A 26,991-nucleotide genomic window follows, 5' to 3' on the forward strand; every position below is an offset into this window, starting at 1 on the left:
TGATCGAGACGGCCGCGCCCGCTAACCAACGCGTCGAATTCCTCAAAGAGCCGAGCCCGTCATGACGTCCAAGCCGAACCACACGCCCGCGCCTGCTCAGCCTCGCTCGCGCCTCAAAGCGCTCGTCGAAAGCGCGGGCTTTCGCAACACCATCATCACGTTGATCATCGTGAACGCCATCATCCTGGGCGCGACGACCTACTCGTTACCGGCCGCGGTCTCGCAGGGCCTTGTCCTGATCGACAAGATCATCATCTGGATTTTCGTGGCCGAGCTTGCCGTGAAGATGGTGGCTCTGCGCGGCGCCTTCTTCCGCTCGGGCTGGAACTGGTTCGATCTCGTCGTTGTCGCGATCTCCCTTGTCCCCGCCGCCGGCGCGCTCAGTGTCCTTCGGGCGCTGCGCGTACTGCGCCTGTTCCGCCTCTTCTCGGTCATGCCGGAGATGCGCGGCGTGGTGGAGGCCCTCGCACGCGCCATTCCGGGCATGGGCGCGATCATGATGGTGCTGGCGCTCGTCTTCTACGTCGCGTCGGTCATGGGGGCGAAGCTGTTCTCCGGCACGCACCCGGAATTCTTCGCGGATCTGGGCGCCAGCGCCTTCACCCTCTTCCAGATCATGACGCTGGAGAGCTGGTCCATGGGGGTGGCGCGCCCGGTCATCGCCGAGCATCCCTATGCCTGGATATTCTTCGTCGCCTTCATCGTGATCACCAGCTTCGCGGTGCTCAACATGTTCATCGCGGTGATCGTGGATTCTCTCCAGTCAAAGCACTTCGACGCCGAGACCGAGCGCGAGGCGGCGGCCCACGGCGAGCGCGAACAACTGATCGACGAAGTCAGCGCGCTGCGCCGGGAGATGTCCGATCTCAAGGCCATGCTCGCCGCGCTTCAATTGCCTGAGGGGTCTTCGATCAGGGCATCGAAGCGTGACGACAGCTCGGAGTAGAAGGCGGCGAGGCGTTCTTCGCTTTCGCTGCGGCGGCGCGGCGGGGGTGCATTCAGCGCGGTCACCGGCAGCCCGTCCTCCGCCTCGGCCATGAAGTCGCGCCAGATCGTTGCCGGCAGGGAGCCGCCGGTGACGTTGGCCATGGCAGTATCGTCGTCATTACCGACCCAGACGCCTGTGGCGAAGTCGGCGGTGTAGCCGACGAACCAGGCGTCGCGGCTGTTCTGGCTCGTGCCGGTCTTGCCAGCCACCGGACGGGCGCCCAGCTGGGCGCGTGTACCCGTGCCGTCGCGAACCACGGCCTGCAGCATTGTCGACATCGCCCGCGCCGTGTCTTGCGACAGGGCCGTGGATCGTTCGGTCAGGTCGTGCTGGTAAAGCACGCTCCCGCGCGAGGTCCGCACGTCCTCGACCAGGTAGGGCTCGCGGCGCACGCCATCGTTGGCGAAGACGAGAAACGCGCCGGTCAGCTCCTTCAGTGTGACCTCCTCGGCGCCGAGCGTGATGGAGGGATGGCCCGCGAGCGGTGTATCGATGCCCAGCCGTTCGGCCATGTCCACGATGGGGCCGGTGCCGATCGCGGCGCCCACCTGCACGGCCACGGTGTTGATCGAGCGCTTCAGCGCGTCTGCGATGGTGACGCGCCCGCGATACCCGCCGCCGAAATTCTCCGGTGTCCAGCCGTCGATATCGACCGGCGCGTCCTCGAATGCGGAGGAGGGCTCGTAGCCGGCCTCAAGAGCGGCCGCGAAGACGATGGGTTTGAAGGCTGATCCCGGTTGGCGCTCGGCCTGAACCGCGCGGTTGAACTGGCTCTCGGTGTAATCGGTCCCGCCGACCAGCGCGCGGATCGCGCCTTCCGGTGTCATCGAGACGAGCGCGGCTTGCGATGCGGTGCGGTCGGCGCCGGCGCCGTTGATCGTTTCCATGATGGCTGCGTGAGCGGCGCGCTGCAGGTCGGCGTCGATGGTCGTGCGCACGATCAGGTCGGGCGCGAGCTCTTCCTCGCCGAGCAGGGCGGTCACCTCTGCGACCGCGGCATCGTAGGCATGTCCGAAAATGGCCGGATCGGCGACCAGCTCGGAGCCCGCGATGGGCACGGCCGGGGTCGATACGGCCGTCAGATAGGTCATCTCGTCGATGAAGCCCTGTTCCAGCATCGCCTGAAGCACGTCCTGAGCCCGGGCCTGGGATGCATCCAGATTGGCCGTCGGTGCCAGCCGGCTCGGCGCCTTGGGCAGCGCGGCCAGAAGCGCAGCCTGCTGCAGCGTAAGCTCGCTTGCCGGTTTGTCGAAATAGCGCTGGCTGGCTGCTTCGATTCCGTAGGCCTGCTCGCCCAGATAGACCCGGTTTAGGTAGAGCTCGAGGATCTCCTGCTTGCTCAGTCGGCGTTCGAGCGCCAGCGCAAGGCGCATCTCCTGCACTTTGCGCCGCACGGTCCGGTCCGGGCTCAGGATCAGGTTCTTGATCAGCTGCATTGTCAGGGTCGAGCCGCCCTGTTCGATCTCTCCGGCGCGCAGATTGACGGCCAGCGCGCGCAGGGTGCCCTGCTGGTCCACGCCGTCATGCTCGTAGAAGCGCTGGTCCTCGATGGCGATAAAGGCCTGGGGCACATGGTCGGGCAGCTCGTCCAGCGTCACCGCCTGGCCGTAGCGCGGTCCGCGCACCGTCAGCACGCGGCCCTGGCGGTCGAGAATTGTGACTGCCGGTTCGCGGCGCACATCCCACAAGGCGGAGTTGGCTTCCGGCAGGTCGGGCAGGTCATGGAAGGCCCAGTGCCAGAACACGGCGAAGCTTATTAGCGCGACCACAAGCACACCCAGTGCCGTGCCGAGGCCGGCGCGCAGGAGTACGCTCCGCGAGATGCCCCTTGCGGGTTCACGCCTGTCTTGATGATCGCTAATGATCGTCCCCGTCTCTATCTGTGAAGGACCTGCAGGACCTTCTGAAAGAACAAGCGAACACGGCTAAATTCAGGCCATGACCGATACCGCGCCCTTTTACGAAACCAAGACGCTTTCGCAAATGACGAAGGCGGAATGGGAATCGCTCTGCGACGGGTGCGGCAAGTGCTGCATTGTCCTGCTTCAGGATCCGCCCGAAGACGGCGGACGCATCTGGCGCACCGATGTAGGTTGCCGGCTGCTGGATCTCAAAGCCGTGCGATGCAGCGACTACGCCAATCGCCACACGCGGGTTCCCGGCTGTGTGAAGCTGACGCCGGAGAATGTGGGCACGCTTTCCTGGATGCCGCAGACCTGTGCGTACCGGCTCATTCACGAAGGCCGCCCTCTCTATGACTGGCATCCGCTGAAGACGGGCGATCCGGACTCCACCCGCAAGGCAGGTGCGGGCGTGCATGGCACGCTGGTCGGCGAGGACGAAGTTGACGACGAGGATCTGGACGACCACATCATCGAGTAGGCTGCATCATCGAGTCAGCAAAAAGGGCGCCCCGGATGGAGCGCCCTTTCGCTAGTCAGAAGAGTGGTCGGTCGGCCTATTCGCCCGCTTCGACGCTGGCGATCCAGCTTTCCACGCGGGTGCGCAGGAGCGGCAGCGGAATCGTGCCCGCCGTCAGCACCGCATCGTGGAAGCCGCCATAATCGAAATCGTCGCCGAGACGCTCCATGGCCTGCTCGCGCAGGTCCAGGATGGTCATCATGCCGATCTTGTAGGACAGCGCCTGACCCGGCCACACGATGTAGCGTTCGACTTCCGGCGTGATGTCGCCTTCGGTCATGGGCGTGTTTTCCATCATGTAGGCGATGGCTTCCTCACGCGTCCATCGCTGGTCGTGAAGCCCGGTATCGACCACCAGGCGCACCGCCCGGAACAGCTCGTAGGAGAGGCGGCCGAAGTCCATGTACGGATCTTCGAAGAAGCCCATATCCTTGCCGAGATGCTCGGCATAGAGCGCCCAGCCCTCGCCATAGGCCGAATACCAGGCGAGCTTCTGCAGCATCGGAACGTCTTCCAGTTCCATCGCCAGCGCGATCTGGAAGTGGTGACCCGGTGCGCCCTCGTGATAGGCGAGGCTCTCCATCAGGTAGTTCGGATTATCGGCCATGTTGGAGAGGTTGACGTAGTAATAGCCCGGACGCGAGCCATCCAGGGCTGGCTGGTTGTAGAAGGCGCCCGTGGCCGTGGCTTCGCGCCACTCCTCCACCGCACGCACTTCCAGGTCGGCTTCCGGCAGCGTGTCGAAATACTCCGGCGCCACTTCCATGACCTGGTCGATGATCTCGGTGGAGCGTTCCAGATAGGCCTGCTGACCTTCGTCCGTATCGGGATAGTAGAACTGCTCGTCCGTGCGCAAAAATTCGAAGAACTCCTGAAGATCGCCTTCGAACCCGACCTGCTCCATGATGCCGCGCATCTCGTTCTGGATGCGTTCGACTTCGGACAGGCCGATTTCGTGAACGTCCTGGGCCGTCAGGTCGTCGCGCGTGGTGAAGAAGGCGACCTGGGCTTCGTAATACTCCGCGCCGTTGGGGTTCTTCCAGATGCCCGCGCGTTCGTCGGCGTGTGTCTCCATCTCTTCCAGGGACGCGACGTAGCGCTGGAGGGCCGGCTGATAGCTGTCCAGCAGGATCTCCTCGGCGCGCGCGATCATCGCCGCGCTGTCTTCATCGCTCAGGTCCAGCGCTTCGACCTTGCCGCGGAAATCGGCCAGGATCGCGCTGTCGGTATCGGTATCGTCGAACGGAGCGCCCGACATCTGACGTTCGGCCGAGGCGGTCAGGCGCGGATAGGCGAAGAGCGGCAGGCGCACGCCGTTTTCGGCACGCTCTTCTGCTTCTTCGACCAGGTCGTCCACGATCTCGCCGAGGCCGGCGAGGCGGCTGAGATAGGCTTCGGCGTGTTCCTCGTTACGCACCTGATGGGCATTGATCATGAAGGTGGTCAGGCCTGACACCGCATCACCCATCGGCGAGAACACGTACCCGCTCTCGCGCACCTGGTAGAGGCGGTCAGACATGGTCCCCTGATAGATCAGGAAGTCGTAGGACAGCTTGCCCGCCTCATCGAGCAGGTCGCGGTCGAAGTTCTCAATCAGCTCCGCCCGGTATTCCTGCCTGCGCGCATGTTCAGCTGCGGCCGCCTCGTCGCCGCGCGGACCCCAGTCGTCATAATCTTCGTCAATGATGCCCAGCTGGGTCTTGCTTTCCGGCGAATATTGCAGCTCGGTCTGGAAGACCTCGTCCATCCAGGCATACAGGCGCTCGGTTTCGGTCTGCTCGCCAGCGGCGGGCGTCTCGGCCTCAGTCGCCTGCAGCGCGGTCGTCGTCAGCGCCATCGCCGCATGCGGCGCGGCAGCCAGAAGCGCGACGGAAGCCACGCCACCCATAAGATATTTCAGCATATTCTTTCCCCGATTGTGATCGGCCCGGTTTGTCCGGCCCAGAGTCGCGCGTGATCTTAGAAGCCTCTGGCGCAACGCACGAATTAAATCATGGACAGGTCACGAGGTTAAATCCCGATCGCGGGGCGCGCTTTCATCTTCCTTCAAGCTTCGTTAACCGGGATCGTTAACGTTGGGGGCGGCAAAAATTGCCGGGTTGGCTCACGTGGAAAGAAGGCTGGACCGCTATGAATGGTGCGGAAGTCATCGACATCGCTCGCGACGCGATCTGGACCATGCTGGCCATGGCCGCTCCGGTCATGATTGTCGGCCTGGTGGTCGGCGTCATGATCGCCTTGCTGCAGGCGCTGACTCAGGTCCAGGAGATGACGCTCGTCTTCGTGCCGAAGATTATCGCCATCTTCATCGCGCTGCTGATCTTCCTGCCGCTCATGGGCGCGGTGATGTCGACATTCATGACAACGGTCGCCGACAGAATCATCACAGGCTAGGCGGGTCATGCTCGCCGCCATCGATCTTCAGACGACACTCTTCGCCGCCGCGCTGATCTTCGCGCGGCTGGGCGCTGTCTTGATGCTACTTCCCGGTTTTGGCGAGCCGGGCATCCCCCCGCGCATCCGTCTGGCCTTCGCGCTCGCCTTCGCCTTCGCGATCGGGCCGTCCATCGCGCCCAGCTTGCCGGAGATGCCAGCAGACCAGGCGACAGCCGCCGCGATGGTCGCGGTCGAAGCATTGATCGGCCTCATGATCGGCGCGGCGGCGCGGTTCTTCCTGGCCTCGGCGGCGGTGGCCGGTCAGGTGATCGGCTATCAGACCGGTCTGGCCATGGCTCAGGCTTTCGACCCGGCGGCCGGGCAGAGCGGGGCGCTTCCCGGCATTTTCCTGAACCTGACCTTCCTGGTTCTGATCTTCGCCACGAACCTGCATCACCTCCTGCTGCAGGCGGCCGCATCCTCCTACCAGGTCATGCCGGCCGGACAGGTGCCGATGTTTGAAGACGCGGCGGAGTGGGCGCTGACGCTGTTCATCGACGCGTTCACCATCGGCATTCAGATTTCCGCGCCGCTGATCGTTTTCGGTCTGATTTTCTATCTGGGGCTGGGCGTGCTGTCCCGATTGATGCCCCAGGCCCAGATTTTCTTCATCGCGATGCCGCTCAACATCCTGATCGGCTTTGCCATCCTGGCGATTTCGCTCGGTGCGATCGCAATTGTCTGGCTGGAGCGCTTCGAGCGCTTTGCCGTGACCTTCATGTGAGGCGGGCATGTCCGAGGAAGACAAATCAGAAAAGACAGAGCAGCCAACAGAGCGAAAACTCCGCCAGGCACGCGAGAAGGGCGACGTTCCCAAATCGCAGGAGATTCCCGGCTGGTTCATTCTGGCGGCCGGGCTGGGGATTATCGCGGTTCTGAGCCCCGGCCTCTCGCGGGGCATGGCAAACTCTCTCAGCCTGTTTCTGGCCAACGCGCACGAGCTCAGCCTTGCGCCGGTCGAAGCGATTGATCTGGCGACAGCCACGGCGCTGCGCATCGGTGCGGTCGTCGGCTTTGCCTTCATGGCGCTGATTGTCGCCGCTGTGCTGGGCAATACGGTGCAGCAGGGGCTGATGTTCACCCCCTCCAAGCTGGAACCCAAGCTGTCCAAGCTGAATCCGGTCGAGGGCGTCAAGCGCATGTTCGGCCCGCAAGGCTGGGTCAATTTCTTCAAGGGTATCGGGAAGATGGGGCTGGTCTCCGTCGCGATCGCGGTCGTGCTTTGGCCCCGGCGCGGAGAACTCGCGGCCCTGCCCGGTATGGAACTGGTCGGCGTGCTCAGCCTTCTTCGGACCGACGCCATCCTTCTGATGCTCGCCGCTCTTGCCGTCTACAGCCTCATTGCGGCCGGCGATTTTTTCTTCCAGCGCCATGAATTCATGGAACGCAACAAGATGAGCCGGAAGGAAATCCGCGACGAGATGAAGGATACCGAGGGCGATCCGATGGTGCGTGCAAAGCTGCGCCAGATTCGCCACGAACGCGCCCAGCGGCGTATGATGGCCAATGTGCCCAACGCGGCCGTCGTGATCACCAACCCGACCCACTATGCCGTGGCGCTGGAATATGAGCAGGGTCGCACGCCTGCGCCCATCTGCATCGCCAAGGGCGTGGATGATGTGGCCTTCAGGATTCGTGAAATCGCCGAGGCGCACGGCATCCCGATCGTCGAGGATCCTCCGCTCGCGCGTGCCCTGCATGCTACGGCGGAGCTGGATGGGGTGATCCCGGTCGATCATTATACGGCGGTCGCCAAGGTGATCGGTTACGTCATGTCGATTGCGAAAGGAGGCGGCCGCAAGCGAAAGGAGCGTTAACCTTAACCGGTCAGACTTCCAGACGAATCGGCGTGCGGTTGCTGTCTAGGCCGGGCGCACAGTTTCAGGATGCGAGTTAACCATGACTGACGCCCCCTCCACCGACCGCAGCCAATCCAGCCGTGAGGCCGGGAGCCCCGGCGAGCAGCCCTTGCAGAGCCCGTCCGCCGACGCGCCTGCGCGCCGCTGGCTGGCGCCGGCTACGCGAATTGTCTTCTGGGTGGCCGGCCTGGCCGCGCTTGGTGCAGCGTCGTTTGGTGCCTTTTCCGCGTCCGCCGCAGGCTGGCAGGGCTTTCTCCTTCTCTCCGGCGTCGCCTTTGTCGCCTTCCTCTTTCTTTATGCGCTGGTCGCCGGCGAGAGCGCCGCGCGCGTCTTGTCGGAAAAGGCACCGCAGGCTGCATCCGACGGGCTCGCCTCCCAGGCCTTCGAAGCGATGAGCGACCCGGTTCTCATCAGCGATGTGAAGGGGCGCCCGGTCTGGGCCAACACCGCATACCGCCAGCTTGCAAAGGATGCGGCCGGGCTGGGCGCGACACTCGGCCCGGCCTCTCCCGACCGGGTGTGGGCGGGGGCTGCGGGCGCGGCGATCTACCGGCTCACCCGCGCCGCACAGGCCCGCACACAGGCGCGCGAGACTCTGCCGCCTCTGCGCTCTGGCGTGCGCGCAGCCGTCTATCGCGCCGAGGTCAGCCCTTTGAAGAGCGGTGGTGCGGTCTGGCGGTTTGCCGAAGAGCATGCCGAAGCAGGTCCCGCCGGCGAGGAGGTTCCCGGCTGGGCCGAGCACGCGCCGGTCGGTCTGTTCCTGGCCGACGGCGAGGGCCGGGTTCTGGCCGCCAACGCAACGCTGCGCGACTGGCTCGGTGTGGATGCCGACCAGGCGCTGAAGATCAAGGACATGTTCCTCGGCGATACCGCGAAGAGCTTCGCCAGGTCGCGCGGCAGCGACACGCCGGTGCGCATCGATGTGCGTCTGAACGCCCGCGAGGGCGTCGAGGCGCCCGCCGTGCTGGCCCTGGATTGGGACGATGCGCGTCCGCCGCGTGCGCGTGCTGTGGTCTACGGGTTGTCGATCACCGGCGCACCGCCGGGCGTGGCCCAGGCGATGGCCGCCCACGGCGACACGGCCGGGCGCACGTTTGACGACATGTTTGCCAGCGCCCCCTTCGGCGTTGTGCGTCTGGACCAGGCGGATCCGGAAACCGGCCTCATCGAGGACGCCAATCCGGCCATGGTCCAGCTCTCCGCCGGGCGTGCGACGCCGGGCACGCGCTTTGCCGAGCTGTTCGACTGGACCGAGGACATGTCGGCGGAGAGTGTCTTCGCGACCGCCCTGGCCGGGCGCGGCGAACCGGCCGAGGCGCGTCTGATAACCGGGGAGGGCTCACGCGAGATCCATCTCTTCTTCGCGCCCTCGCGTGCCGGCAAGCGGGTGGGTTATCTGGTCGATATCACGGTGCTCAAGGATCTCGAGCGCCAGTTCGCCCAGGCGGCCAAGATGCAGGCAGTCGGCCAGCTGGCTGGCGGCGTGGCGCACGACTTCAACAACATGCTGACCGCCATCCGCCTGAATACCGACGAGCTGCTGGGCCGCCACCCGGTCGGCGATCCCTCCTATCCCGAGCTTCAACAGATCAATTCCACCGTGGCGCGCGCGGCCGGCCTCGTGAAGAAGCTTCTCGCCTTCTCGCGCAAGCAGACCTTCCGTGTGACCACGCTGGACGTCACCGACACGCTGTCGGACGTTTCGGTACTCCTGCGCCAGATTCTCGAGGAATCGGTGCGGCTCGAATTCAAGCATGGCCGCGACCTGCCCCTCATCCGCGCGGACAAGACCCAGCTTGAAAACGCCATCATGAATCTCGCCACGAATGCGCGCGACGCGATGAAGTCGAAGGGCGGGGGCACGCTGACCATTTCGACCCAGACGGTCGACGCGGACGATGTGCGCCGGGCCGGTGCGCCCAACCCCAAGGACGGGCGCTGGGCCGCCATCCGTGTGGCCGACAGCGGAACCGGCATGGACGAGGAGACGCTGACCAAGATTTTCGAGCCCTTCTTCACCACCAAGCCGGCCGGGCAGGGCACCGGTCTGGGGCTGGCGACCGTCTACGGCATCGTGAAGCAGTCGGGCGGCTTCCTCTTTGCCAAGTCGCGCGTCGGCGAGGGGACCACGTTCACGATCTACATGCCCGAGCACCAGCCCAGCGCCACCGAGACCGAAGAAATCGCGGCCGAGAAGGAAGCCAGGACGGTCGAGCGCAAGCCCGCCGATCTTGCCGGCCGCGGGCGCATCCTCTTTGTCGAGGACGAAGCGCCGGTGCGCACCATCGCGGCCAAGACGCTGGTCAAGCGCGGCTATGAAGTGGTCGAGGCCGAGGATGGCGAGGAAGCACTGGAAATCCTGGAAGAGTCTCCGGGCAGCTTCGATCTCATCATCTCCGACGTGGTGATGCCGGGGCTCGACGGCCCTGGATTGCTGGAAAAGGGTCGGCCCTATCTTGGCAATGCCCGCATCGTGTTCATTTCCGGCTACGCGGAAGAAGAGTTCTCCCACACCCTGTCGAAGGAACTCGACGTGTCCTTCCTGCCCAAGCCCTTCACGCTGCCGCAGCTGGCCGAACGGGTTAAGGAGCTTATCGGCGGCTGAGCCCTGACCTCGGTCAGGCCTGCCGCCGCGCCGGTTTAATGTTCTTGTTGCGTTCGTAGAACGAAACGCGTACATATCCCTTGGTTGCCCGACTCAGGGCGGCGTGAGAAAAGGGAGTGTACGCCATGGCTCAGGCGAAGATGCAGCTCGTGAAAGACGACAATATGGACAAGACCAAAGCCCTCGACGCCGCGCTCACCCAGATCGACCGCGCTTTCGGCAAGGGGTCGGTCATGAAGTTGGGCTCGCGCCCGAACCAGAATATCGAAGCGATTTCTAGCGGTTCTCTGGGTCTGGACATCGCGCTGGGTGTCGGCGGCCTGCCCAAGGGACGGGTCGTGGAGATTTACGGGCCGGAAAGCTCGGGCAAGACGACGCTGGCCCTGCATTGCGTCGCCGAAGCTCAGAAGGCGGGCGGCACTGCGGCCTTCGTGGATGCGGAGCACGCGCTCGATCCGGTCTATGCGCGCAAGCTCGGTGTCGACGTGAACGAACTTCTCGTCTCCCAGCCGGACACCGGTGAGCAGGCCCTGGAAATCACCGATACGCTCGTGCGTTCCGGCGCGATCGACATTCTCATCGTGGACTCCGTGGCGGCCCTTACACCGCGCGCCGAACTCGAAGGCGAGATGGGCGACAGCCTGCCTGGTCTGCAGGCGCGCCTGATGAGCCAGGCGCTGCGCAAGCTCACCGCCTCCATTTCCAAGTCGAACACGCTGGTCATCTTCATCAACCAGATCCGGATGAAGATCGGCGTGATGTTCGGCAGCCCGGAAACGACGACGGGCGGCAACGCGCTGAAATTCTATTCCTCGGTGCGTCTGGACATCCGCCGTATCGGCGCGCTCAAGGACCGCGACGAGGTCATCGGCAACCAGACCCGCGTCAAGGTGGTCAAGAACAAGGTCGCTCCGCCCTTCCGGGAAGTGGAATTCGACATCCTGTACGGTGAAGGCATCTCCAAGACCGGCGAATTGCTGGATCTGGGCGTCAAGGGCGGCATCGTGGAGAAGTCGGGCTCCTGGTATTCCTACAGCTCCGAACGGATCGGCCAGGGCCGCGAGAACTCGCGCAAATTCCTGCTCGACAACCCCGACATCGCCAACAAGATCGAAAACGAAGTCCGCAAGAATGCCGGCCTTCTGGCTGAGGAAATGCTCGGCCGGCCCGATATGGACGAGGCCGATGACGGCGACGAGGCCGCTGCCGGCTAGATGGAGTTTGCCCCGGTCCGGGGTGTGAGCCTGAAATGATTGCAACGGGCGCTTGGCTTTGCCGGGCGCCCGTTCGTATATGGGGGATGCTCGCCCGGCTGCGTCTTGCCGCCGGCACGAATTCACACCGGCCTCGGAGCCCGTCATGACACCATTGCGCGATATCCGCGCCAAGTTTCTCGACTATTTCGCGTCCCACGGACACGAAATCGTCCAGTCGGCCCCGCTCGTCCCGAAGGACGATCCCACGCTGCTATTCGTCAATGCCGGGATGGTGCCGTTCAAGAACGCGTTTACCGGTGTCGAGAAGCGCTCCCAGCCGCGCGCGACCTCCTCGCAGAAATGCGTGCGGGCCGGGGGCAAGCACAACGATCTCGACAATGTCGGCTATACCGCCCGCCACCACACCTTCTTCGAGATGCTGGGCAATTTTTCCTTCGGCGACTACTTCAAGGAAGAGGCGATCCACCACGCCTGGACGATGGTCACCAAGGAATTTGCGCTGCCGAAGGACAAGCTCCTGGTCACCGTCTTCAGCGAGGACGAGGAAGCGGCCGCGCTCTGGAAGAAGATTGCCGGCCTGCCGGACGACAGGATCATTCCCATCTCCACGTCCGACAATTTCTGGATGATGGGCGACACCGGTCCGTGCGGCCCGTGCTCTGAAATTTTCTACGACCATGGACCGGAGATCGCGGGCGGACCGCCGGGATCGCCGGATGAAGACGGCGACCGCTTCATCGAGATCTGGAATCTCGTTTTCATGCAGTACGAGCAGGTCGAAGGCGGCGAGCGCAAGCCTCTGCCCAAACCCTCGATCGATACCGGCATGGGGCTCGAGCGCATCGCCGCCGTCCTTCAGGGCGTACACAATAATTACGAGGTGGACCTGTTCCAGAGACTCATTGCGCAGTCCGAAGAGGTACTCAAGGCGAAAGCTGCCGGCGACCAGCTCGCCAGCCATCGCGTCATCGCCGACCATTTGCGCGCCACCAGCTTCCTCATCGCAGACGGCGTCGGTCCGTCCAATGAAGGCCGGGGCTATGTGCTGCGCCGGATCATGCGCCGCGCCATGCGCCATGCCCACCTGCTGGGCGCGCAGGAGCCCGTGATGCACCAGCTCGTGCCTGCTCTCGTGGCGGAGATGGGCGATGCCTTCCCCGAGCTGAACCGGGCGCGCCCGGTGATCGAGGAAACGCTGCGCGCCGAGGAAGAGCGCTTCCAGCGCACGCTCGGGCGCGGGCTCAGCCTGCTCGAAGAGGCGTCATCCGGTCTGGCACAGGGCGACTCGCTGCCCGGTGAAACCGCGTTCAAGCTCTATGACACGTTCGGCTTTCCGCTCGATCTGACCCAGGATGCGTTGCGCGCCAAGGGTATGAGCGTGGATGTGGCCGGCTTCGACGCGGCCATGGACCGCCAGAAGACCGAAGCGCGCGCCAGCTGGTCGGGCTCGGGCGAGGCCGCCCCCGACACGGTCTGGTATTCGGTTCGCGATGCGGCCGGGGCGACCGGATTTACCGGCTACACGGCGCTCGGCGGTGAAGACACGATCCGCGCGATCGTCGCCGGCAAGACGTCGGTGGACGCGCTGGAGGACGGCCAGAGCGGCGAGCTCGTGTTTTCCAGCACGCCTTTCTATGCCGAAGGCGGTGGGCAGATCGGCGACACCGGCACCATCAGCTTTGCCAATGGCGCGGTCTTCAAGGTCGAGGACGTGAAGAAGCGGGCCGGTGACGTCTATGCCCATATCGGCCAGGTGAGCGGCGGAGCAATCGGCGTTGGCGATACCGGCCGTCAGGCGGTCGATGGCGAACGCCGGGACAAGATCCGCGCCAACCATTCGGCCACCCACCTGGTTCACGCGGCACTGCGCGATGTGCTGGGTCCGCATGTCAGCCAGAAAGGCTCCTATGTCGGTCCGGACCGGCTGAGGTTCGATTTCTCGCACGGCCAGGCGCTCAGCGAGGAACAGACGCGTGAGATCGAAGCCCAGGTCAACGCGGTCATCCGTCAGAATGCGCCCGCCCAGATCGCCGAGATGGCGCCCGAGGCGGCGATCGAGCGCGGGGCACTCGCCCTGTTCGGCGAAAAATACGGCGACAGCGTGCGTGTGCTGGAAATGGGTCACGCGTTCGACGACGGGCAGAAGCCGTACTCGATCGAGCTGTGCGGCGGGATCCACGTCGCGCGCACTGGCGATATCGCGCTGTTCAAGATCGTCGGCGACAGCGCGGTCAGCGCTGGCGTACGCCGCATCGAGGCCCTGACCGGTGAAGCCGCGCGCCAGTATCTCGAAACCCAGGCCGGTATCGCCCGCTCCGCAGCGGACCGCCTGAAAATCCCCGCCAGCGAGCTAGAAGCGCGCCTCGATGCCCTCATTGACGAGCGCAAAAGACTGGAGCGCCAGCTGGCAGAGGCCAAGAAACAGCTCGCCATGGGTGGTGGTGCGGCCGGTGCGCCGGCGGGCCCGGAGACGATCGGTGACGTGAAATTCATCGGCCGCGTGGTCGAGGGCGTCGGCGGCAAGGATCTGCGCGGTCTGGTGGACGAAGCCCGGTCTCAGATGGGCTCAGGCGTCGCGGTCTTCATCGGCATCAATGAAGGCAAGGCGGCGCTGGCCGTCGGCGTCACCGACGATCTCAAGGACCGGTACAACGCCGTGGACCTGGTGCGCGAAGGTGCTGCGGCGGTTGGCGGCAAGGGCGGCGGCGGGCGTCCCGATTTCGCTCAGGCCGGCGGACCCGATGGCACTCAGGCCGAAGCCGGGCTGACGGCGATCCGCGAGGCACTGGCCGGTTGATAGCGCGGACGCCGAAGACGGGTATCCAGCTGGTTGGCGACAAGCCGGCTGCTCGGGCTGTCGCCGCGGCCAGGGGTGACTTCAACGCCGCGCTGGACATGCGCAATCTGAAGGCCATCGCAGCTGTGCTGGCCGATAACGTGCTGCTGGTGCCCGGCGACGAGGCGGAGTGCATGGTCGGCCGCGCCGCCCAGCTGGAGGCCTGGCAGTCGATCTTCACTGCCATGCCGGATGTGACCTATGTGCGCAGCCCCTCGCGCATCGAGGTCGGCGAGGATGGCCAGCTGGCCGCCGAAACCGGCCGCTGGCGCGGCGCCTGGTCCGCCGAGGGCATGAGCGTCCGCTATTCCGGCCGCTATTTCGCCAAGTGGCGCCGGGACGCGCTCGGCTGGGTCATCGAGGCGGAGACCTTCGTGACGCTGAAGCGCGCGGGCGGCGCGGACTGAGGCGAGTCACTCACCAGCGCCCAAATGCCGGCCGAAGAAATCGAGCGCCAGCGAGACGGTCTGCGCATGCAGGGCGGCCGGCTCCACAAACACGACAAACAGCCCCAAAACCGCTGCAAACACCTCATGGCAAAAAGGGATTTGCCCTGACGCAAGCCCTCGCGCGTGTGTAAGCTGATCTGATCAGGACAGATCAAGCATGCGCGGGGCGCTATGGAACACGGGGCAGGGCAGGAAGTCTGGCTGAAGGACGTGATCGTCTTTCTGGTCGCGGCCGGCCTGATCGTACCGCTGCTGCGCCGGTGGAAGATGTCGGCGGTGCTCGGCTTTCTTCTCGCCGGCATCGCGCTCGGGCCGTTCGGGCTGGGTCAGTTCGTGCCGCGTCTGCCGGTTCTGGAATACATCACGATTTCAGAGCCGGAGACCGCAGCGCCCTTCGCCGAACTGGGCGTGCTCTTCCTGCTCTTCCTGCTCGGTCTTGAGCTGTCGTTTCAGAAGCTCTGGCAGCTGCGCCGCGCGGTGTTCGGGATCGGCGGCCTACAGGCTTTCATCAGCGCCGGACTGATTGCGGGCGCAGCATGGGTCGCCGGCCTGCCGCCTCCTGCCGCGCTTACAGTCGGGTTCGCGCTCGCGCTCTCTTCGACCGCGATCGTCATGCAGGTGCTGGCCGAGGAGCGGCGCACCCTTCAGCCGGTCGGCCGGACCTCGCTCGCCGTCCTCCTGTTTCAGGATATTCTGGTCGCGCCGATCCTCATCCTGGTCGGGTTTTTGAGCCGGGACAGCGAGACCGGTCTGCTGACGGCAATGCTCGAAGCGCTGGTCCAGGGCACGATCGCGATCGCGATCATCGTGCTGATCGGCCGCTTCGGCCTGAACCGCGTCTTCCGCTACGCGGCCCAGGGCGGGCGCGACTTCCTGATGGCGCTCCTGCTGCTGGTCGTTGTCGGCGCGGCGGTGCTCACGGCCGGCGCAGGACTTTCCCTGGCGCTGGGCGCCTTCCTGGCCGGTCTCCTGCTTGGCGAAACCGAGTTCAAGCACCAGGCCGAGGTCGACCTTGAACCCTTCAAGGGGCTGCTGCTCGGCCTGTTCTTCATGACTGTCGGCATGGGCCTCGACCTGCAGGGCGTGCTGCGCGATCTGTGGGTCATTGCCGGCGGGCTTCTCGGGCTGCTTCTGCTCAAGGGCGTCATCGCCTTCTTTGCCGTGCGCCTGATTTCCGGTTCGCGCCCCGTGGCGATCGAGGCGGCCTTTCTGCTTGCCCCGGCGGGCGAGTTCGCCTTCGTGATCGTCGCGGCGGCCGGCGGCGGCGCGCTCTTCGATCCGGAGATGACGACCATTCTCACGGCGATGGCCGCGCTCTCCATGCTGTTCACACCGATCTCGGGACGCCTCGGGCGCATGCTTGCCGAGCGCATGGGCCAGCCCGACCCCGGCGTGCCGGGCGTTGCCGGGTTGACCGCGCCTGAAGATCACGTGGTGATTGCCGGGTTCGGGCGGGTGGGCGAAGCGATTGCGCGCGTTCTCAAGACCGAGGAGGCCGAGATCGTGGCGCTCGACCGGCGTCCGGGCGTGGTGTCGCGCGCCCGCAAGGCCGGCTGGCAGGTCTATCTCGGCGACGCGTCACGCCCGGAAATCCTCATGCGCGCCGGCGCCCAGGGGGCGTCGCTCTTCGTGGTCACCGTCGACGATGCGCTGAGCGCCGAAGCGATGGTGCGCGCCGTGCGCGAGGTCCGGCGCGACGCGCTGGTCCTGGCGCGGGCCCAGGATGCCCACCACGCTCATCGGCTCAGCGAGGCGGGCGCCGACTTCATCATTCCCGACGCCATCGAGGCCGGGTTGCAGCTTGCCGGGCGGGCCCTGGAAGAATACGGCCTCGCCCCGGAAACGGTCCGTGACCGCATCGCCGCCGCGCGCGACGCCGAGTATGCGCGCGCCAGGAAGCAGCAGGACTAGTCCTCGCTAGCCCGCGTCGCCGAGGTATCTCGGCACGCCCCTGTTCGCCGGGGCGTCAAAGAAAAAGGCCGGGCATGGCTGCCCGGCCTTTGACCTCGTCCCGTCAGGCGCTAAGGCCTAGACGACGTCTTTCATCTCGTCGGCGAAGCGCTCGCCCACCTTGTCGAGGAAGCCCTCGGTGGTCAGCCAGCCTTGCTGATCGCCGACCAGCAGGGCCAGGTCCTTCGTCATGAAGCCGTTTTCCACGGTGCGCACGACCGATTTTTCCAGCTTTTCGGCGAAGGCCACGACCTTCTCGTTGCCGTCCATCGTGCCGCGATATTTCAGGCCGCGCGTCCAGGCGAAGATCGACGCGATGGAGTTGGTCGACGTCTTCTCGCCTTTCTGGTGCTGGCGGTAGTGGCGCGTCACGGTGCCGTGCGCCGCCTCGGCTTCGACCGTCTTGCCGTCCGGCGTCATCAGCACCGAGGTCATCAGCCCGAGCGAGCCGAAGCCCTGGGCCACGGTGTCGGACTGCACGTCGCCGTCATAGTTCTTGCAGGCCCAGACAAAGCCGCCGGACCATTTCATCGCCGCCGCGACCATGTCGTCGATCAGGCGGTGCTCGTAGGTGATCTTCTTCTTCTCGAAGTCGGCCTTGAACTCGTCCTCGTAGACTTCCTGGAAGATGTCTTTGAAGCGGCCGTCATAGGCCTTCATGATCGTGTTCTTGGTCGACAGGTAGACGGGCCAGCCGCGATCGAGGCCATAGCGCAGCGACGCGCGCGCGAAGTCGCGGATGGAGTCGTCGAGATTATACATGCCCATGGCAACGCCGGCGGACGGGAAGTCATAGACCTCGCGGGTCACCGGCTCGCCGCCATCGCTCGGCGTGTAGGTCATCGTCAGCTTGCCGGGGCCGGGGATCTTCATGTCGGTCGCGCGGTACTGGTCGCCGAAGGCGTGGCGGCCGATGACGATCGGCTTGGTCCAGCCGGGAACCAGGCGCGGAATGTTCTGGATCACGATCGGCTCGCGGAAGACGACGCCGCCGAGAATGTTGCGGATCGTGCCGTTGGGCGAGCGCCACATCTTCTTCAGGCCGAACTCTTCGACGCGCTGCTCGTCCGGCGTGATCGTGGCGCATTTCACGCCGACGCCGTAATGCTTGATGGCCTCGGCGGCCTCGACGGTGATCTGGTCGTCGGTCTCGTCGCGCTTCTGGATCGAGAGGTCGTAGTATTTCAGGTCGATGTCGAGATACGGCAGGATCAGCTTTTCTTTGATCAGATCCCAGATGATGCGGGTCATCTCGTCGCCGTCGAGCTCGACCACCGGATTGTCGACTTTGATCTTGGCCATGTTTATGCGCTTTCCGTCTTGAGGCGCGCACCCAAACGCGCGCTAAAGGGGGGAGTCGTGTTGGGGCGTGATCTAGCACCCGATCCTTGGAAGTGAAAGAGCAGCTATGAAAGAGGGTTCCAAACACCCCGTCTTCATCCTTCACCGCCCGCAAATGGGTGAGAATATCGGCGCGGCTGCCCGGGTGATGGGCAATTTCGCGCTGCCCGAACTGCGCATCGTGGCGCCTCGCGACGGCTGGCCGAACGAGACGGCGATCACGATGGCCGTCGGCTCTCCGGTGATGGACGCCGCGCAGGTGTTCGACTCGCTCGACGAGGCGGTGGCCGACCTCTCCGTACTCTATGCCACGACGGCGCGCCCGCGCGATATGCTCAAGCCGGTGCTGACCGGGCGCGAGGCGATGGCCGAGACGCGCGGTCATGTCCAGGCGGGCACGCGCGTGGGCGTGCTCTTCGGCGGCGAGCGCGCGGGCCTGCCCAACGAGGCGGTCACGCGCTCGAACGCCATCCTCACCCTGCCGGTGGAGCCGGGATTTGCCAGCCTGAATCTCGCCATGGCGGTCGGCATCGTCGCGCACGAATGGCGCGCCGCCGATCCGCCGCCGGCCGAGTTCCGCCCGCTGGAGGACCCGGCCAGTCAGGACGAGCTTGACCGCATGTACCGCCATTTCGAGGAGGAGCTGGAGCGGGCCGGCTTCTTCTTCCCGCCGGAGAAAACGCCGCTGATGATCCAGAACCTGCGCAACATCTTCGCGCGCGGCGGGCTGACAATCCAGGAAGTGCGCACCTTCCGCGGCGCGATCAAGGCCCTGACACTCGGACGCGGCAAGCACCGCGTCGTGCGGGAGGATTAGGGGCCGGGATTGCCGGTCAACGTATCCATCAGGGTAAACACCGCGTCCGGAGCTTCGAACGATTTGGCATTGGCCTGAACGGCCAAGGCCAGCGCGCTGCGGCTGTCATACAGCGCCGCCGAGCGGTAGCCGGCAAAATCGCCGCCGTGGAACAGCCGGTACGTACCGTCCTCGTTTCGGGTCACATAGACGCCAAGCCCGTAGCCGGTGCCGCGCTCGGCATCCAGCGTCCAGGCCTCGTCGATCATGATGGCACGATAGGGGGCGAATGTCTCAGAACCCAGAGCGAGGAAAAGGCGCGCCAGATCGGCCGGGCTGGTCACCAGCCCGCCGGCCGCGCCCTCATAGGAAAAATCGCGGATGAGGGCGTCGCCGCGCAGGGTTGCGGTCTTTCCGCCGAACAGCGCCCGGTCATATCCGGTCGCCAGATTCTCGTAGTGCCGCCCGGCCAGAACCTCGGTTTCGGACAGGCCCAGCGGGACGATGACCCGGTCGCGGACCAGTTCGCCATAGGCTGATCCCGTCACAGCCTCCAGGACCAGGCCGGCGATGATGAAATGGGTGTCGGAATAGGAAAACGCTGCCCCGGGTTCGCCGGCCGGGGTGTGCGATGCCACGAAGCCGATCAACTCGTCCGGCGTGAAGCTGTGCTCACGCCGCAGGCGGAGGGCCAGATGGAAGCGCCAATCCTCCAGATAGTCCGGCACGCCGGCAGTGTGCGTCAGCAGATGGCGCATGGTGATCGCGTCGCCATGCTCGAGCGCCTCGATCCAGGGCCGGTCGGCAAGCCAGGCCGTGATCGGCGCATCGAGGTCGAGCCGGCCTTCGTGAACGAGCTGGGCGGCGATCAAACCGGTGACGGTCTTGCCCAGACTGCCTGCCAGATAGCGCGTTTGCGGCCCGACCGGGCCCGCATCTCGGGCCATCTTTCCGGCCCAGGCTCTCACCGCGTCATCGTCATGCGGGCCGATCACCGCCGCAGAGACGCCGGGGGCAGTCTGCTCGGCGTACAGCTGATCGATCGCGGGCTGCAGAGCACGAGGGTCGGGTTCGGACTGGGCAGACACCATGCCGGGTGCCAGCACAAGGGCAGCAAACAGGACGAGTGGACGAAGACGACGCATGGCCGGTTTCCTCTTGCAAAGGCTAGGACCGTATGGAAGTCCGCGCCGGTACACAGGTCAAATAATTGTAAGCGGGCAAGTTGGGCGCCCGTCGGCCCGCGAACCGCTGCGGCCAGTTGACTTAGCCCCGGCCATCTAACATAACCCGCGCTTCCCTCGGCCAGCATGAAGCTGCCAATTCGTCCAACACTCACGGGCGACGCGTGAACCGCCGTTTTTATTGCGGAGCGAAGAGGGCGCTCTGCCGGGCCGCGTCGAAACAGGAAAAACATGTCGAAGCGTCATTCGCAGAAACACAAAATCGATCGCCGTATGGGCGAGAATATCTGGGGCCGCGCCAAATCCCCGATCAACTCGCGTCCCTACGGTCCGGGCCAGCACGGTCAGCGCCGCAAGGCGAAGATCTCCGATTTCGGCCTTCAGCTGCGCGCCAAGCAGAAGCTGAAAGGCTATTACGGCTCGATCACCGAGAAGCAGTTCCACTCGATCTATGACGAGGCCGATCGCCGCAAGGGCAACACGGCCGAGAACCTCATCGGTCTTCTGGAAAGCCGTCTGGACGCCGTGGTCTACCGCGCGAAATTCGTCCCGACCGTCTTCGCCGCACGTCAGTTCGTGAACCACGGGCACGTGAAGGTGAACGGCCAGCGCGTGAACATCCCGTCCTACCGCGTGAAGCCGGGCGATGTCGTGGAAGTGCGCGAAAAGTCGCGCAACATGGCCCTCGTCCTCGAAGCGCTGCAGAGCGGCGAACGCGACTTCCCCGACTATGTCGAAGTCGACGTGAAGGCGATGACGGCCACCTTCACCCGCATCCCCGAATTCTCCGATGTGCCGTATCCGGTGCAGATGGAACCCAACCTCGTGGTCGAATTCTACTCCTCGTAGATTTCACGACCCGTTCGAGACGACCAGGCGCCCGCTCCGGATATTCCGGGGCGGGCGTTTGCGTTTCGGGCTGACCGCGTTGCAGGTTTGCGGCTAGAGTGCAGACACCCATTCGCGGGTCGCGAGGTTCAGATGAACGCTATTGCTTTGGCCACCGGAGGGCATGCACTCGTGCTCGCACTCCTCGCCGCCGGATGCCAGCCGGGCCCTGAGCTCGAGCCGTCGCGTATCGCGGAGCCTCAACGGCGCCTGGACTCGGTTCTGGGCTGGCGGGTGGAGCAGGACACGCTGATCGTTCAGGCCCACTCGAATGGCTGCACGACCAAGGACAGCTTCGATATCGACATCTTCATGGCGCCGCAAAGCTGGACCGCCGAGGTCGAGCTGGTCCGCCGCGAGCCGGACCGCTGCGAGGCGATTCTCTCCCAAGGGGTCACGCTTGAGTGGACCCGCGCCGAGCTGGGCGTGCCGCAGAGCGCGGACATCCGGCTGGCCAACCCGATCGGACGATAGACAAAAGCCCCGGCCAATCGACCGGGGCTTTTCTTGAAAAGCAGAAAATGGCGGGGCGTGTCTACGCCGCGCTGCCGGTTTCCAGCACGCCCTTGTCCGCCATGTAGGTGCGCAGCTCGCCGGTCTCGAACATCTCCTTGATGATGTCGCAGCCGCCGACGAATTCGCCCTTCACGTAGAGCTGCGGGATGGTCGGCCAGTCGGAAAAGACCTTGATGCCTTCACGCACCGCCTGGTCTTCCAGCACATTGACCGCCACGTAGTTCACGCCGAGATGGTCGAGCACCCGGCTGGTGACCGAGGAAAACCCGCACTGGGGAAAGGTCGGCGTGCCCTTCATGAACAGGACCACGTCATTCTTGGTGACGGCATCCTTGATTTCGTCGAGTACGGCCTGGTCGGTCATGGCAGAAGCCTCCGGAAGAATATCAAGTCTTCTAGCTAGGAAGAGCGGGGCAGGCGGTCAAGCGATCAGCCTGCAGGAGTGCGGGTTTCCAGGGCGAGCGCGTGCAACTCTCCGCCCATTCGCCCGCCCAGGGCCGCGTACACGGCCTGGTGTTGTTTCACGCGGGGCATGCCGCGAAAGCTCTCCGCCGTAATGATCGCCTTGTAGTGGTCGCCGTCTCCAGCAAGGTCGACAATCTCGACCTCGGCATCGGGGATGCCGTCCCGGATCAACTTTGCGATATCGTCCGCGGCCATCGGCATGTGCGCATACTCCCATTTCTCGCTAACCTGAATATAAGAGACCGGCAGGCAGTGGAAACCCGCAGCCTTCATCGTTGCTGAACTCTGTCGGAGATCGTCTCATGCCGCTGCTTGCCACCCTGCCTGTGCTCGCCCTTCTGGTTGCCGTCAACACCGAGCCGCTGGAGGATGTTCGCGTTCTCGCCGGTGACGACATGGCAGGGCGCGCCGCCGGCACGCCAGGCAGCGAACGCGCACGCGCCTACATCATGTCCCGGTTCGAGGAGATCGGCCTCACGCCCGTCGGCGCGAGCTTCGAATATCCCTTCGGCTACATGTCGCGCAGCAACGAGCCGCGGACCGGCACCAACATCATTGCCTGCCTGTGCGAGAGCGGATCGGACCAGGCCATCGTTGTCACCGCCCATTACGATCACGTCGGGGTGCGCCGCGACGAGATCTATAACGGCGCGGACGATAACGCCTCCGGCGTAGCCGGCATGCTCGCGATCGCCGAGCACTTCGTCGAGAACCCGCCCGAGCACGATGTCGTCTTCGTGGCGTTCGATGCCGAGGAGGTCGGGCTGAAGGGCGCGGAGCATTTCGTGGCCAACCCGCCCGAAGCGCTCGGCGAAATCGCCTTCAACCTCAACCTCGACATGATCGGGTATAACGAACAGAACGAGCTCTACGCGGTCGGCAGCTATCACTTCCCGGTGCTCGTGCCGATGATCGAAGACATTGGCGCCTCCGCCCCGGTCACCCTGTCACGCGGTTACGACACGCCGGAGGATACCGGCGGCGACGACTGGACGCTGCGCACCGATTCCGGTCCCTTCTTCGAAGCGGGAATCCCCTTCCTGCTGCTCAGCGTGGAAGACCACCCCCATTATCACCAGCCGACCGACACGTTCGAAAACCTGACCCGCGACTTCTTCGTGAACGCGGTCGAGACCGCGATCCTGTTGGCAGAAAAGATCGATACCGAGCTGGAAGCGATTGCCGCCGCCGAACCGCGCGCCGCATCCGATGGAGCAAGCGCGGCCGAGTAGCGCACGACAGCGTTAGAGGGCGCGCCAGGCGATATCGCGGCGGCAGAAGCCTTGCGGCCAGTCGATACGGTCCACCGCGGCATACGCCCGGTCCACGGCCTCTTGCAGTGTTGCCCCGGTGGCGGTGACGTTCAGCACCCGTCCGCCCGTCGCGACCACGTCGCCGGCATCGTTCACGCCGGTCCCGGCGTGGAAGATGGTCACGCCGTCGACCTCGCCGGCCTCCTTGAGACCCTTGATCACGGTGTGCTTCTCATAGCTGCCGGGATAGCCCTCGCTCGCCATCACCACCGTCACGGTGGGGGCAGGGCGGTCATCCTGGGGCAGGAGCCGGGCAAAGTCCCGGGCCGGCATGCCGCCAGTGGCGCAGGACAGCAGGGCCGGCACGATGTCCGCTTCGGTCTGCACCATCAGGGCCTGGCATTCCGGGTCGCCGAAGCGGCAATTGAACTCGACGACTTTCGGCCCCTGCGCGGTGACCATGATGCCGATATAGAGCACACCGGAATAGGCCATGTCCGCGTCGCGCATCCCGTCCAGCATCGGGCGGGTGATCTGCTCATCGACGGTTGCCATCAATTCAGGGGTCATCAGCGGGGCCGGGGCGTAGGCCCCCATGCCGCCGGTATTCGGCCCGGTATCGCCTTCGCCGACCCGCTTGTGATCCTGCACGGCCGGCAGGGTCAGCGCATTGGTCCCGTCGGTCAGCACAAAGACGCTGGCCTCCTCGCCCTCCATGAACTCCTCGATGACGACCGAAGCCGAGGCGTCCCCGAACTTGCCCGACAACATTTCCGACAGCTCGGATTCGGCCTCTTCGCGCGTCTGGGCGATGACCACGCCCTTGCCCGCGGCCAGGCCGTCGGCTTTCAGCACGTAGGGCGCGTTCATCGTGTCCAGGAAGGCGCGTGCCTTGGCCAGGTCGGTGAAGGCCCCGTAGGCGGCGGTCGGCACGCCGAAGCGCGCCATCATGTCCTTGGCAAAGCCCTTGGAGGCTTCCAGTTGCGCCGCGTCCTTGGACGGACCGAACACATCGAAGCCGCGAGCGCGCAGCAGGTCGGCCAGACCCAGCGCCAGCGGGGCTTCGGGGCCGATCACGATCAGGTCGGGTTCCAGCTGCAGGGCCAGCGCCTGAAGACCGTCAATGTCGTCGGCAGCGACATCGAAGCAGGGCCCGATCTGATCCATCGCCACGCTGCCCGGCGCAGACCAGACGGTGTCGACCAGCGGGCTCTGCGCGATCTTCCAGGCCAGGGCATGCTCGCGCCCGCCCGATCCGATGATGAGAATATTCATGGGCCAAATGCCTCGTTCCGGTCCTGCGCCGCCAGTCTTCGCGCCGCTCGCAAGTGTCGGGAGGTGGCCTAGCCCAAATCCGGCGGTTCAATCCAGCCCTCAAATGCGCAGGCCCGCCTCTGGCGCCGCACAGGCGGCTTGGGTTACCCATGGCAAAGCAGAAACGAGATGAGTCCGCTTTTTAGATGGCCACCGCTACCAACGCACCAGAATTCACCGTCAGCGAGCTGGCGCGCGCGCTCAAGAAAACGGTGGAAGACTCCTACGGTCACGTGCGCGTGCGCGGCGAGCTCGGCCGCGTCACCGTCGCCAAGTCCGGCCATGTCTATCTCGACCTGAAGGACGAGCAGGCCGTCATCGACGGCGTGGTCTGGAAGGGCATGGCCGCCCAGCTCGCCTTCCGCCCGGAAGAAGGGCTGGAGGTCATCGCCGAGGGCCGGCTGTCCACCTTTCCCGGCCGCTCGAAATACCAGATCATCATCGACCGGATGGAACCGGCCGGCGCCGGCGCGCTCATGGCGCTGCTGGAAGAGCGCAAGAAGAAGCTCGCCGCCGAGGGCCTCTTCGACCCGGAGCGCAAACGCGCTCTGCCTTTCCTTCCGCGCACGATCGGGGTGATCACCTCGCCGACCGGTGCGGTGATCCGCGACATCCTCCACCGGCTCGAGGACCGCTTCCCGGTCCACGTCCTCCTCTGGCCGGTCCTGGTCCAGGGCGACCGGGCGGCCGCCCAGATCGTCGAAGCGATCCAGGGCTTCAATTCGCTGCCGGATAACGGCCCCGTGCACAGGCCTGATGTCCTGATCGTCGCACGTGGTGGTGGCTCGATAGAGGATTTATGGTGCTTTAATGAGGAGAGCGTGGTGCGTGCGGCGGCGGGATCTGACATCCCCCTCATCTCCGCCGTGGGCCACGAAACCGATACCACGCTCATCGATTTTGCCTCCGACCGGCGCGCGCCGACGCCAACCGGGGCAGCCGAAATCGCAGTCCCGGTACGGCGCGAACTCATCGAACGTGTTGATCTTGCAGGCAGTCGTCTCTCCGGCGCGTTGCGGCGCTCGGTCGACCGCAAACGCTCGGACCTCGGCGCCCTTGTGCGCGCCATGCCGCGGGCCGAGAACCTGCTCTTCGACAAGCGCCAGCGCCACGACTTCGTCAGCCAGCGTTTTGATACCGCATTGAAAACAGGGGTGGAACGCAAACGCGGCAGGCTCGAGACACTCGCGGCCGGCTTGCGCCCCGCCGCGCTGCAGCGCGATATCAACCAGGCCCGGCGCCGGATGACCGAGGTGTCGAGCCGCCTGCAACCGGCCTATGGGCGCCAGCTGCGCCAGCACACGCGCGAAGTCGCCAGCCTGGGCGCTCGCCTGGATTCGCTTTCCTACAAGAACGTGCTGGCGCGCGGTTTTGCGCTGGTGCGCGATGAAGCGGGCGGCGTGGTCCGGGCGGGGTCCAGCCTTGGCGAAGGCCAAGCGCTGATGCTGACATTTGCCGATGACGCAACGCGGCGCGCCGTGATCTCGGACGACCCGGCCCGGCCCTTTGCTGCACCAGCGGCAAAGCCGGCGCGAAAGAAGACGGCAAAGAAGCCGCCCCCCGAACAGGGCAACTTGTTCTAGAACGGTTCTCTTGGGTGGCAGGCGAGCTCGAAATGCATTCCGTCCTGCCAGGGTGCGGAAAAATGTCCGCCCCACGCAAAGCCTTCGTCGGCGAAGACCGGCAGAATGCGCTCCAGGCTTCCCGTCTCCCCGGCGAGCGCCGGAGGCTGGCCATATCGGTTGAAGGCGGCATTCAGATCGATCGCGATGCCATAGGCATGGGTGCTGAGCGCCCGGCGCGTGTCCCAACCTTTGTGGCGCGCCATATACGCGCCGTCGAATGTCAGGATCCCGGCATCGAGCCCCGACTTGTGCAGGCGATAGAAAACCCGTTCGAAGGCCGGCCGGGCGAGAGGATGAACGCTGATGGCGGTCGCGCCGTAAGGCGGGCGAGGCAGAAGGGGCGGACGCAGCACGTCCAGCCGGCTCTCGAACCCGTTCAGGATCGTCACGCTGCCATCCGGCTGCGACCGGTATTCGATCCGGCCGAAGAGCGTCTCGCATTCGCGCGGGCTCATCGGCCTGATCGTACCATCGGGCCGGCGCCGCACGCGGACCGGAGCCAGCGCGAAATGGCCGTCCTGCAGCGGCTGGGCTTGCCTCAGTCCGCCCGACCAGCACACGGCGTCCGCTTGCAGCACGGACCAGCCCTTCTGGTCTTGCACGCTCTCGCCTTCGACCGCGCCGAGTATCTCCACCATCTGCCCGGGAGCCAGCCTGCCCACAATCGGAGCGTCGAGCGCAGGCCGGGTGCGCACTCTCAGCTGTGAGCGCGCCGAGGCGATGGCACGAACCTGGCTCAAGGGGGAGTCGAGATAGGCCATGAGACAGCAGCGTCCTGGCTGGTTGAACAGGACTGAAAGCATCAAGCCGGGTTACCATGGCGGGGATAAGATCTCGGGTGACAGACG

23 protein-coding genes are annotated in these 26,991 nt (G+C 65.1%); 15 read left to right on the plus strand and 8 right to left on the minus strand.

The window, feature by feature from the left end; genetic code table 11:
* Positions 1 to 61: 61 nt before the first annotated feature.
* On the plus strand, positions 62 to 946 hold the full coding sequence (locus tag PGP17_RS06400) for an ion transporter (RefSeq protein WP_270374672.1): 885 nt from the start codon (positions 62 to 64) through the stop codon (positions 944 to 946).
* Here PGP17_RS06400 and PGP17_RS06405 read toward each other — a convergent pair.
* A complete protein-coding gene (locus tag PGP17_RS06405) occupies positions 889 to 2,733 on the minus strand; it encodes a transglycosylase domain-containing protein (RefSeq protein WP_270374673.1) in 1,845 nt (614 codons plus the stop codon). The two genes, PGP17_RS06400 and PGP17_RS06405, sit on opposite strands and share 58 nt — an antisense overlap.
* Positions 2,734 to 2,926: 193 nt before the next feature.
* Here PGP17_RS06405 and PGP17_RS06410 point away from each other — a divergent pair, with 193 nt between their 5' ends.
* Complete coding sequence (locus tag PGP17_RS06410) at positions 2,927 to 3,370, plus strand: YcgN family cysteine cluster protein (protein WP_135943136.1); 444 nt, start codon at positions 2,927 to 2,929, stop codon at positions 3,368 to 3,370.
* 76 nt (positions 3,371 to 3,446) lie between these two features.
* On the opposite strand, the gene PGP17_RS06415 is transcribed toward PGP17_RS06410, so the two are convergent.
* Positions 3,447 to 5,312, minus strand: coding sequence for a DUF885 domain-containing protein (locus PGP17_RS06415; protein WP_270374674.1), 1,866 nt, complete (start codon positions 5,310 to 5,312; stop codon positions 3,447 to 3,449).
* 227 nt (positions 5,313 to 5,539) lie between these two features.
* Here PGP17_RS06415 and fliQ point away from each other — a divergent pair, with 227 nt between their 5' ends.
* From fliQ to PGP17_RS06455, 8 genes are all read left to right on the plus strand, one after another.
* On the plus strand, positions 5,540 to 5,803 hold the full coding sequence (fliQ, locus tag PGP17_RS06420; RefSeq protein WP_135943138.1) for a flagellar biosynthesis protein FliQ: 264 nt from the start codon (positions 5,540 to 5,542) through the stop codon (positions 5,801 to 5,803).
* 7 nt (positions 5,804 to 5,810) lie between these two features.
* Positions 5,811 to 6,569: a flagellar biosynthetic protein FliR gene (gene fliR, locus PGP17_RS06425; RefSeq protein ID WP_270374675.1), complete on the plus strand. Its 759-nt coding sequence runs from the start codon at positions 5,811 to 5,813 to the stop codon at positions 6,567 to 6,569.
* Between the two features lie 7 nt (positions 6,570 to 6,576).
* Positions 6,577 to 7,662 (plus strand): flagellar biosynthesis protein FlhB, encoded by a 1,086-nt coding sequence (flhB, locus tag PGP17_RS06430; protein WP_135943140.1) that lies wholly within the window; start codon positions 6,577 to 6,579, stop codon positions 7,660 to 7,662.
* Between the two features lie 82 nt (positions 7,663 to 7,744).
* The gene (locus PGP17_RS06435; RefSeq protein ID WP_135943141.1) at positions 7,745 to 10,309 is read left to right on the plus strand and encodes an ATP-binding protein; all 2,565 of its coding nucleotides are present in this window, start codon (positions 7,745 to 7,747) and stop codon (positions 10,307 to 10,309) included.
* A 125-nt stretch (positions 10,310 to 10,434) separates the two neighbouring features.
* The gene (gene recA / locus PGP17_RS06440) at positions 10,435 to 11,523 is read left to right on the plus strand and encodes a recombinase RecA (protein ID WP_270374676.1); all 1,089 of its coding nucleotides are present in this window, start codon (positions 10,435 to 10,437) and stop codon (positions 11,521 to 11,523) included.
* A gap of 145 nt (positions 11,524 to 11,668) precedes the next feature.
* A complete protein-coding gene (alaS, locus tag PGP17_RS06445) occupies positions 11,669 to 14,323 on the plus strand; it encodes an alanine--tRNA ligase (protein ID WP_270374677.1) in 2,655 nt (884 codons plus the stop codon).
* Positions 14,320 to 14,769, plus strand: a complete 450-nt coding sequence (locus PGP17_RS06450; RefSeq protein ID WP_270374678.1) for a nuclear transport factor 2 family protein — start codon at positions 14,320 to 14,322, stop codon at positions 14,767 to 14,769. Before alaS ends, PGP17_RS06450 begins: the two co-directional genes overlap by 4 nt.
* Positions 14,770 to 14,982: 213 nt before the next feature.
* The gene (locus tag PGP17_RS06455; RefSeq protein WP_270374679.1) at positions 14,983 to 16,722 is read left to right on the plus strand and encodes a cation:proton antiporter domain-containing protein; all 1,740 of its coding nucleotides are present in this window, start codon (positions 14,983 to 14,985) and stop codon (positions 16,720 to 16,722) included.
* A 117-nt stretch (positions 16,723 to 16,839) separates the two neighbouring features.
* Here the strand turns inward: PGP17_RS06455 and PGP17_RS06460 are convergent, their stop codons facing one another.
* Positions 16,840 to 18,063, minus strand: a complete 1,224-nt coding sequence (locus tag PGP17_RS06460; RefSeq protein ID WP_135943146.1) for an NADP-dependent isocitrate dehydrogenase — start codon at positions 18,061 to 18,063, stop codon at positions 16,840 to 16,842.
* A 106-nt stretch (positions 18,064 to 18,169) separates the two neighbouring features.
* Between PGP17_RS06460 and PGP17_RS06465 the strand changes: the two genes are divergently transcribed.
* Positions 18,170 to 18,919, plus strand: a complete 750-nt coding sequence (locus PGP17_RS06465) for an RNA methyltransferase (RefSeq protein ID WP_270374680.1) — start codon at positions 18,170 to 18,172, stop codon at positions 18,917 to 18,919.
* On the opposite strand, the gene PGP17_RS06470 is transcribed toward PGP17_RS06465, so the two are convergent.
* Positions 18,916 to 20,043, minus strand: a complete 1,128-nt coding sequence (locus PGP17_RS06470) for a serine hydrolase domain-containing protein (RefSeq protein WP_135943148.1) — start codon at positions 20,041 to 20,043, stop codon at positions 18,916 to 18,918. The two genes, PGP17_RS06465 and PGP17_RS06470, sit on opposite strands and share 4 nt — an antisense overlap.
* A gap of 270 nt (positions 20,044 to 20,313) precedes the next feature.
* Here PGP17_RS06470 and rpsD point away from each other — a divergent pair, with 270 nt between their 5' ends.
* Positions 20,314 to 20,931 carry a 30S ribosomal protein S4 gene (rpsD, locus tag PGP17_RS06475; RefSeq protein ID WP_135943149.1) on the plus strand — a complete coding sequence of 206 codons (618 nt, stop codon included), beginning with the start codon at positions 20,314 to 20,316 and terminating at the stop codon, positions 20,929 to 20,931.
* 132 nt (positions 20,932 to 21,063) lie between these two features.
* Complete coding sequence (locus PGP17_RS06480; RefSeq protein WP_270374681.1) at positions 21,064 to 21,444, plus strand: hypothetical protein; 381 nt, start codon at positions 21,064 to 21,066, stop codon at positions 21,442 to 21,444.
* 61 nt (positions 21,445 to 21,505) lie between these two features.
* Here the strand turns inward: PGP17_RS06480 and grxD are convergent, their stop codons facing one another.
* Both grxD and PGP17_RS06490 read right to left on the minus strand, forming a co-directional pair.
* Positions 21,506 to 21,850 carry a Grx4 family monothiol glutaredoxin gene (gene grxD / locus PGP17_RS06485; protein ID WP_270374682.1) on the minus strand — a complete coding sequence of 115 codons (345 nt, stop codon included), beginning with the start codon at positions 21,848 to 21,850 and terminating at the stop codon, positions 21,506 to 21,508.
* A 65-nt stretch (positions 21,851 to 21,915) separates the two neighbouring features.
* Positions 21,916 to 22,152: a BolA family protein gene (locus PGP17_RS06490; protein WP_135943152.1), complete on the minus strand. Its 237-nt coding sequence runs from the start codon at positions 22,150 to 22,152 to the stop codon at positions 21,916 to 21,918.
* A gap of 101 nt (positions 22,153 to 22,253) precedes the next feature.
* Between PGP17_RS06490 and PGP17_RS06495 the strand changes: the two genes are divergently transcribed.
* The gene (locus tag PGP17_RS06495) at positions 22,254 to 23,183 is read left to right on the plus strand and encodes a M20/M25/M40 family metallo-hydrolase (RefSeq protein WP_270374683.1); all 930 of its coding nucleotides are present in this window, start codon (positions 22,254 to 22,256) and stop codon (positions 23,181 to 23,183) included.
* A gap of 12 nt (positions 23,184 to 23,195) precedes the next feature.
* On the opposite strand, the gene purD is transcribed toward PGP17_RS06495, so the two are convergent.
* Entirely contained in the window at positions 23,196 to 24,479 is a 1,284-nt protein-coding gene (gene purD / locus PGP17_RS06500) for a phosphoribosylamine--glycine ligase (RefSeq protein WP_270374684.1), read from the minus strand.
* 185 nt (positions 24,480 to 24,664) lie between these two features.
* On the opposite strand from purD, the gene xseA reads away from it, so the two are divergent.
* Entirely contained in the window at positions 24,665 to 26,101 is a 1,437-nt protein-coding gene (gene xseA, locus PGP17_RS06505; protein WP_270374685.1) for an exodeoxyribonuclease VII large subunit, read from the plus strand.
* Here the strand turns inward: xseA and PGP17_RS06510 are convergent.
* Complete coding sequence (locus PGP17_RS06510; protein WP_270374686.1) at positions 26,098 to 26,904, minus strand: M15 family metallopeptidase; 807 nt, start codon at positions 26,902 to 26,904, stop codon at positions 26,098 to 26,100. The genes xseA and PGP17_RS06510 overlap by 4 nt on opposite strands.
* Positions 26,905 to 26,991 lie beyond the last annotated feature (87 nt).

This window comes from Marinicauda sp. Alg238-R41, from assembly GCF_947331485.1.
Classification (GTDB): domain Bacteria; phylum Pseudomonadota; class Alphaproteobacteria; order Caulobacterales; family Maricaulaceae; genus Marinicauda; species Marinicauda pacifica.

Coding starts and splice junctions, on each gene's coding strand:
- PGP17_RS06400 (WP_270374672.1), top strand. CDS start 62: ATGACGTCCAAGCCGAACCACACGCCCGCGCCTGCTCAGCCTCGCTCG.
- PGP17_RS06410 (WP_135943136.1), top strand. CDS start 2,927: ATGACCGATACCGCGCCCTTTTACGAAACCAAGACGCTTTCGCAAATG.
- PGP17_RS06415 (WP_270374674.1), bottom strand. CDS start 5,312: ATGCTGAAATATCTTATGGGTGGCGTGGCTTCCGTCGCGCTTCTGGCT.
- fliQ (WP_135943138.1), top strand. CDS start 5,540: ATGAATGGTGCGGAAGTCATCGACATCGCTCGCGACGCGATCTGGACC.
- fliR (WP_270374675.1), top strand. CDS start 5,811: ATGCTCGCCGCCATCGATCTTCAGACGACACTCTTCGCCGCCGCGCTG.
- flhB (WP_135943140.1), top strand. CDS start 6,577: ATGTCCGAGGAAGACAAATCAGAAAAGACAGAGCAGCCAACAGAGCGA.
- PGP17_RS06435 (WP_135943141.1), top strand. CDS start 7,745: ATGACTGACGCCCCCTCCACCGACCGCAGCCAATCCAGCCGTGAGGCC.
- recA (WP_270374676.1), top strand. CDS start 10,435: ATGGCTCAGGCGAAGATGCAGCTCGTGAAAGACGACAATATGGACAAG.
- alaS (WP_270374677.1), top strand. CDS start 11,669: ATGACACCATTGCGCGATATCCGCGCCAAGTTTCTCGACTATTTCGCG.
- PGP17_RS06455 (WP_270374679.1), top strand. CDS start 14,983: ATGGAACACGGGGCAGGGCAGGAAGTCTGGCTGAAGGACGTGATCGTC.
- PGP17_RS06460 (WP_135943146.1), bottom strand. CDS start 18,063: ATGGCCAAGATCAAAGTCGACAATCCGGTGGTCGAGCTCGACGGCGAC.
- PGP17_RS06465 (WP_270374680.1), top strand. CDS start 18,170: ATGAAAGAGGGTTCCAAACACCCCGTCTTCATCCTTCACCGCCCGCAA.
- PGP17_RS06470 (WP_135943148.1), bottom strand. CDS start 20,043: ATGCGTCGTCTTCGTCCACTCGTCCTGTTTGCTGCCCTTGTGCTGGCA.
- rpsD (WP_135943149.1), top strand. CDS start 20,314: ATGTCGAAGCGTCATTCGCAGAAACACAAAATCGATCGCCGTATGGGC.
- PGP17_RS06480 (WP_270374681.1), top strand. CDS start 21,064: ATGAACGCTATTGCTTTGGCCACCGGAGGGCATGCACTCGTGCTCGCA.
- grxD (WP_270374682.1), bottom strand. CDS start 21,850: ATGACCGACCAGGCCGTACTCGACGAAATCAAGGATGCCGTCACCAAG.
- PGP17_RS06490 (WP_135943152.1), bottom strand. CDS start 22,152: ATGCCGATGGCCGCGGACGATATCGCAAAGTTGATCCGGGACGGCATC.
- PGP17_RS06495 (WP_270374683.1), top strand. CDS start 22,254: ATGCCGCTGCTTGCCACCCTGCCTGTGCTCGCCCTTCTGGTTGCCGTC.
- purD (WP_270374684.1), bottom strand. CDS start 24,479: ATGAATATTCTCATCATCGGATCGGGCGGGCGCGAGCATGCCCTGGCC.
- xseA (WP_270374685.1), top strand. CDS start 24,665: ATGGCCACCGCTACCAACGCACCAGAATTCACCGTCAGCGAGCTGGCG.
- PGP17_RS06510 (WP_270374686.1), bottom strand. CDS start 26,904: ATGGCCTATCTCGACTCCCCCTTGAGCCAGGTTCGTGCCATCGCCTCG.